This is a genomic window from uncultured Amnibacterium sp. (genome assembly GCF_964245895.1).
GTDB lineage: Bacteria > Actinomycetota > Actinomycetes > Actinomycetales > Microbacteriaceae > Amnibacterium.
Map to the genome: position 1 here is coordinate 1 of NZ_CAXTOQ010000213.1, position 4670 is coordinate 4670.

A 4670-nucleotide genomic window follows, 5' to 3' on the forward strand; every position below is an offset into this window, starting at 1 on the left:
TCTCCCAGCCGTCCTGGCTCAGCTGCGGCGCCTTCTTCACCTCGATGCCGGCCGCCTTCGCGAACGGGGCGACGGTCGAGAGGCAGCGCGCCGCGGTGCTGCTGACCACTTTCGTCGGACCCCACGCCGCCAGCGCCGGCGCGACCGCGCGGGCCTGCGCGGACCCGCGGGCGGTGAGGCGCCGGTCGGCATCGGCGCCGGAGGGGGAGTCGAAGGCCGCCTTCGCGTGGCGCAGCGCGATGAGGGCGAAGCTCTCCAGCTCGCCCGTGACGGCGAGCTCGGCGAACCGCTGCAGCAGCTCGATGTCGCGCTCGTACGTGAGCCGCTTGCCGACCTTGGCGAGCGGCACCCACTCCGTCTCGTCCACCTCGTCGCTCGGCTTGAAGACCCCGCGCTCCAGCTCGTCCTTCGACACCTCCGCGGCCCAGTAGACGACGGTCTTGTCGCGGCCGTTCGGCAGCACGTAGGTGGTGGCGCCCAGCGGCACGCCGAGCGCGACCCCGAACCCGGTCTCCTCCGCGACCTCGCGCACCGCCGCCTGCGGCACGGACTCGCCCGGATCGACCTTGCCCTTGGGCAGCCCGACGTCGCCGCGCATCGGGCGGTGCACGATCAGCACCTCCACGCTCTTCGCGCGGCGTCGCCAGCAGACGGCACCCGCGGCGAGCACCGGCGCGGTCGCCGCGTCCGCGCCCTCCTGCACCCGGCGAAGGGTCATCGGGGCGTGCGCTTCCGGTTCGTCAGCGCCTGCTGCGTCGCGACCTGCAGGTCGGTGAGCGGGTTCCCCTCCTCGTCGAGCGCGTGCCGCGTCCAGACGCCGATCTCGTCGAGGTGCCAGGAGGCGGTCTCGTCGCTCATCGCCTGGTCGAACTGGCGGTCCATCTCGGCCAGGTGCTCCGGCCGCTTCAGCCGCACGAGGGCCTCGACGCGGCGGTCGAGGTTGCGGTGCATCATGTCCGCGCTGCCGATGTAGGTGACCGGGTCGCCGTCGTTCAGGAACGAGAACACCCGCGAGTGCTCCAGGTAGCGGCCGAGGGTCGAGCGGACCTGGATGTTGTCGCTCGTGCCCGGGATGCCGGGCTTCAGGCTGCAGATGCCGCGCACCCACACCTGCACCTGCACCCCGGCCTGGCTGGCGCGGTACAGCGAGTCGATGATCGCCTCGTCCACCATCGAGTTGACCTTGATCCGGATGCGCGCCGGGTTGCCCGCCTCGGCGTGCATCCGCTCCGCGTTGATCCGCTTCAGCAGCCCCTTGCGCAGATGCAGCGGCGCGACGAGCAGCCGGCGGAACTTCTTCTCGATCGCGTAGCCGGACAGCTCGTTGAACAGCCGGATGAGGTCCTTCGCGACCTGCTCGTCGGCGGTGAACAGACCGAAGTCCTCGTAGATCCGGCTGGTCTTCGGGTTGTAGTTGCCGGTGCCGATGTGGCAGTAGTTCTTGAGGTTCCCGTCCGCCTCGCGACGCACGACGAGCGCGAGCTTGCAGTGGGTCTTCAGGCCGACGAGGCCGTAGACGACGTGCACGCCCGCCCGCTCGAGCTTCCTGGCCCACTCGATGTTGTTCTGCTCGTCGAAGCGGGCCTTGATCTCGACCAGGGCGAGCACCTGCTTGCCCGCCTCCGCGGCGTCGATCAGCGCCTCGACGATCGGGCTGTCGCCGCTCGTGCGGTACAGCGTCTGCTTGATCGCCAGCACGTCGGGGTCGGCCGCGGCCTGCTCGAGGAACGACTGCACGCTCGTCGCGAACGACTCGTAGGGGTGGTGGACCAGCACGTCGCGCGCGGCGATGGCGCTGAACAGGTCCGGCTTCTCGTTCGGCTCACCCGGGGTGAAGGCGAGCGGCGTCGCGGGGACCGCCGTCGGGTAGTGCAGCTGCGGCCGGTCCAGCCGGTTCAGCTCGAACAGGCCGGCCAGGTCGAGCGGCCCGGGCAGGCGGTAGACCTCGTCCCGGGTGATGTCGAGCTCGGACGACAGCAGGTCGAGCGTCGTCGCGTCCATGTCCTCGGTGATCTCGAGGCGGATCGGCGGCCCGAAGCGGCGCCGCAGCAGCTCCTTCTCCAGCGCCTTGAGCAGGTTCTCGCTCTCGTCCTCGTCGACCTCGAGGTCCTCGTTGCGCGTGAGGCGGAAGACGTGGTGCTCCAGCACCTCCATCCCCGGGAACAGCTCGTCGAGGTGGTGCGCGATCAGGTCCTCGAGCAGCACGTAGGTCGCAGTGGAGGAGGCGGGCGACGTCGTCGAGACCAGGCGCGGCAGGCTGCCGGCCGGCACCTTGAGCCGGGCGAAGTCGACGCGGCCCGACTTCGGGTTGCGGACGCGGACGGCGAGGTTCAGGGAGAGCCCGCTGATGTAGGGGAACGGGTGGGCCGGGTCGACCGCGAGCGGCATCAGCACCGGGAAGATCTGGTTCGCGAAGACGTCGGCGAGGCGGTTGCGCTCCGACTCGGGCAGGTCGTCGACGCCGACGATGCGGATGCCGGCCTGCTCGAGCACGGGGCGCACCCGCTCGTGGAACACCTCCGCGTGCTGCACCTGCAGCACGTGCGCGGCGGCGTTGATGTCGGCCAGCACCGCCTTCGGCGGCCGCCCGATGTTGGTCGGCACCGCGAGGCCGGTGAGGATACGGCGCTTGAGGCCCGCGACCCGCACCATGAAGAACTCGTCGAGGTTCGAGGCGAAGATCGCCAGGAAGTTGGTGCGCTCGAGCACCGGCAGCGACTCGTCCTCCGCCAGGCCGAGGACCCGGCGGTTGAACGCGAGCCAGGACAGCTCCCGGTCGATGTACCGGTCCCGCGGCAGCGGGGCGGGCCTCGGCCTGGGGGGCGGCGGAGGGGCGGGGGCGTCGTCGACGACGTCGGCCGCGAGGGCCGTGCTCTCCTCGTCCATGCCCGAATCCTGCCACCGACCGGGTTGCGGGCAGGTGAACGACCGCGCGTCAGACGGCCGGCGCGGCCACCACCTGCTTGCGCGAGCGGAACCATGCGTTCGACGCCGGGAGGAAGCTGAGCACGGCCGCGGCGGCGACGATCAGGAACTGCAGCGCGCCCAGGCCGTACAGGCCGACGACGCCGAAGATCTGCAGGCCGGCGAAGACGGCGAGCACGATGCGCGCCCAGTTGCGGCCCTGCCGCAGCTTCCGCGCGAACACGAACGTGAGCACGCTGAACGCCACGGCGATCGCAGCGCCGAGCACGGCACCGCCGATCGCGGCGCCGCGGGCGATGCCCTCGATGTCGATGCCCTGGGTGTCCTGGCCCTGCAGCGACCGACGGGTCGCCTCGAGGGCCGCGTCGATGGTCGAGGGCAGCAGGACCAGGCTGACGACGATGCCGATCAGGCTGAGGGCTGCGCCGACGAGGTACAGGCGGTAGGCCCAGACCACGGTGTTGGGTGCGTCGGTGGCGGGTGCGGCGGGTGCGGCGGGGAAGGACATGCGTCGGGCCTCTCGAGTGCTGACCGATGGGTATCGGCGACCGAGACGGTAGCGAACGGTCGGTCCGCGGTCAGTCAGGTGACAGGTGACTCCCAGGATCGCGTTCAGCGATGCATGGCGGTGAGCCGCTCGCCCTCGTCCTCGTAGACGTTGAAGCGGTAGCCCACGTTGCGCACGGTGCCGATCAGGCTCTCCAGGTCGCCGAGCTTGGCGCGCAGCCGCCGCACGTGCACGTTGACGGTGCGGGTGCCTAGTTTTCCGGCGGTGAAGAAGCGCGAGTCAGACGGCCGGCGCAGTCACTTGCCTGCGCGAGCGGAACCACGTATTTTCGGTCGAAGTCCAACTCAGGATGAGAGCGATCAGCAGAACGATGAACTGTACGAAACCGATGAAGAATGCGCTGAGGATTCCGAAAACCTGAATAGCCGCCAGAACCGTCAGCACTATGCGGGCCGCATTCGATCCGCGGATCATCCGAGGCGCAAAGACCAGTTCGCAGATGATGAGCGCAACCTGCACTACCACACCGAAACCTAGGCCGAATGCGATGAGCGCGCGGGGACTGATTCCGGTAGTGCCGTCCGCCAAGGCTGCGCCGAACGCGATGGTCACGACCAGTCCGAGCGCTCCGAGTCCGGCGCTGACGAGGTAGAGCACGAATGCGCCACGCAGGATGGGAGGGGGCGCGATACTCCGATCGTCAGTCGTAATCTGCGCGCTGGGAGGCGGGAAGGCCGTCATGGGTGTCCTTCAGAAGTGCGGCAGGAGGGTGATTGCCGGATAAGCGCATTGTGCCCGATAAGCCGCGCAGATTGCTACTCCAAAGGAAGGGTCAGCGATGCATGGCGGTGAGCCGCTCGCCCTCGTCCTCGTAGACGTTGAAGCGGTAGCCCACGTTGCGCACGGTGCCGATCAGACTCTCCAGGTCGCCGAGCTTGGCGCGCAGCCGCCGCACGTGCACGTCGACGGTGCGGGTGCCGCCGAAGTAGTCGTAGCCCCAGACCTCGCTCAGCAGCTGCTCCCGCGTGAACACCCGCGAGGGGTGCGTCGCGAAGAAGCGCAGCAGCTCGAACTCCTTGAACGTGAGATCGAGCGGGCGTCCGTGGACGCGGGCGGAGTAGCTGGCCTCGTCGATGACGACGCCGGACGCCTGGATCTTGGAGGCGCTCTCGGCCTGCGCCATCCGGCCGATCACGAGGCGGATGCGCGCGTCCACCTCCGCGGGCCCGGCGGAGTC

The 4670-nt window shown here is 69.6% G+C and carries 5 protein-coding genes and 1 pseudogene; all 6 read right to left on the minus strand.

From position 1 onward, the window contains the following. A partial coding sequence (locus ACFE60_RS17775; protein WP_375390187.1) for an NUDIX domain-containing protein occupies positions 1 to 718 on the minus strand: 718 nt, incomplete at its 3' end. After that, the gene (locus ACFE60_RS17780; RefSeq protein ID WP_375390188.1) at positions 715 to 2886 is read right to left on the minus strand and encodes an RNA degradosome polyphosphate kinase; all 2172 of its coding nucleotides are present in this window, start codon (positions 2884 to 2886) and stop codon (positions 715 to 717) included. The genes ACFE60_RS17780 and ACFE60_RS17775, both read right to left, overlap by 4 nt. A 49-nt stretch (positions 2887 to 2935) precedes the next feature. Continuing rightward, positions 2936 to 3433: a hypothetical protein gene (locus tag ACFE60_RS17785; RefSeq protein ID WP_375390189.1), complete on the minus strand. Its 498-nt coding sequence runs from the start codon at positions 3431 to 3433 to the stop codon at positions 2936 to 2938. 104 nt (positions 3434 to 3537) lie between these two features. After that, positions 3538 to 3684 (minus strand): annotated as a pseudogene (locus ACFE60_RS17790) (helix-turn-helix domain-containing protein); the annotation flags it as partial. A gap of 28 nt (positions 3685 to 3712) precedes the next feature. Continuing rightward, positions 3713 to 4174 carry a hypothetical protein gene (locus ACFE60_RS17795; protein WP_375390190.1) on the minus strand — a complete coding sequence of 154 codons (462 nt, stop codon included), beginning with the start codon at positions 4172 to 4174 and terminating at the stop codon, positions 3713 to 3715. Between the two features lie 91 nt (positions 4175 to 4265). Further along, a partial coding sequence (locus ACFE60_RS17800; protein ID WP_375390191.1) for a winged helix-turn-helix domain-containing protein occupies positions 4266 to 4670 on the minus strand: 405 nt, incomplete at its 5' end.